We start from the raw sequence: 1,617 nt of genomic DNA, 5'->3' as shown, positions 1-1,617 counted from the left end.
GTCGTGGCTGACATCGATACCGACGCGGGCTTCACCAACACGGCGAGCCTGTCCGCGATCGACCAGACCGACCCGAACCCGGCCAACAACAGCGCGAGCGTCGTCGTCACGCCGATCGCGAGCGCCAACCTCGAGATCGTCAAGACCGGCCCCACGACCACGGTTGCGGGACAGAACGTGTCCTACACGCTCGCCGTCACCAACCATGGCCCGAGCGACGCGGCGAACGTCTCGCTCGCCGATCCGACGCCGGCGGGACTCACCTTCGTCTCCGCGACCGCGCCCTGCGCGGGCGGTTTCCCGTGCAACCTCGGCACGCTCGCCAATGGCGCGAGCGTGACAACCACCGTGACGTATGCGGTGCCGGCCAATGCGAGCGGTTCGATCACCAATACCGCGACGGTGACGAGCCCGACCGGTGATCCGACGCCATCGGACAACAGCAGCAGCGTGACGACGACGGTTACGGCATCGGCGAATGTCGCCGTCGTGAAGACCGGCCCTGCGTCGGCGACCGCCGGCCAGAACGTCGTCTACACGCTCGCCGTGACCAACAACGGCCCGAGTGACGCGACGAACGTGTCGCTCGCCGATCCGACGCCGGCGGGCCTCGCCTTCGTCTCGGCCAGCGCGCCGTGCGAGGCCGGCTTCCCGTGCAATCTCGGCACGCTCGCCAATGGCGCAAGCGTCGACGTCAGCGTGACGTTCGCGGTGCCGGCGAATGCGGGCGGCACGATCACGAACACCGCGACGGTGACGAGCCCGACGCCCGATCCGACGCCGGGCGACAACACGAGCACGGTCGGTACGCCGGTCGTCGCGAGCGCCGACCTCGGGATCGTCAAGACCGGTCCGGCGAACGTGATCGCAGGCCAGAATGTGTCCTACACGCTCGCGGTCACCAACCACGGCCCGAGCGACGCGGCGAACGTGTCGCTCGCCGACCCGACCCCGGCCGGGCTGACGTTCGTCTCCGCGACCGCGCCTTGCGCGGGTGGCTTCCCGTGCAATCTCGGCACGCTCGCCAATGGCGCGAGCGTCAGCGTCACCGTGACCTACGCGGTGCCGGCGAGTGCGAGCGGTTCGATCACGAACACGGCGACGGTGACGAGCCCGACCGCCGATCCGACGCCGTCGGACAACAGCAGCAGCGTCACGACGACGGTCGGCTCTTCGGCGAATGTCTCCGTCGTGAAGACCGGCCCCGCATCGGCGACGGCGGGCCAGGACGTCGTTTACACGCTCGCCGTGACTAACAACGGCCCGAGCGACGCGGCGAACGTGTCGCTCGCCGATCCGACCCCGGCAGGCCTCACGTTCGTCTCGGCGACCGCGCCCTGCGCGGGCGGCTTCCCGTGCAACCTCGGCACGCTTGCCAACGGTGCGACCGTCAACGTGAGCGTGACCTACGCGGTGCCGGCGAGTGCGAGCGGCACGATCGCGAACACGGCGACGGTGACGAGTCCGACGCCGGATCCGACGCCCGATGACGACACGAGCACGGTCACGACGACGGTGGCGTCGAGCGCGGACATCCGCGTCGTGAAGACCGGCCCGGCGTCGATCGGCTACGGCGGGTCGCTGGGCTATTCGGTGGTAGTGACGAACCTCGGGCCG

At 69.8% G+C, this 1,617-nt stretch carries 1 protein-coding gene; it reads left to right on the top strand.

Features of this window, described 5'->3' with window-relative positions; all coding sequences use genetic code 11:
* Positions 1–1,617 (top strand): COG1361 S-layer family protein (locus EV148_RS18215; protein WP_132000277.1); only part of this gene is annotated, 1,617 nt, incomplete at both ends.

The organism is Dokdonella fugitiva, from assembly GCF_004342425.1.
In the GTDB taxonomy this organism is placed as follows: domain Bacteria; phylum Pseudomonadota; class Gammaproteobacteria; order Xanthomonadales; family Rhodanobacteraceae; genus Dokdonella_A; species Dokdonella_A fugitiva.
Note: the sequence above shows the minus strand (reverse complement) of the source record. Positions and strands in the feature narration are given on the sequence as shown.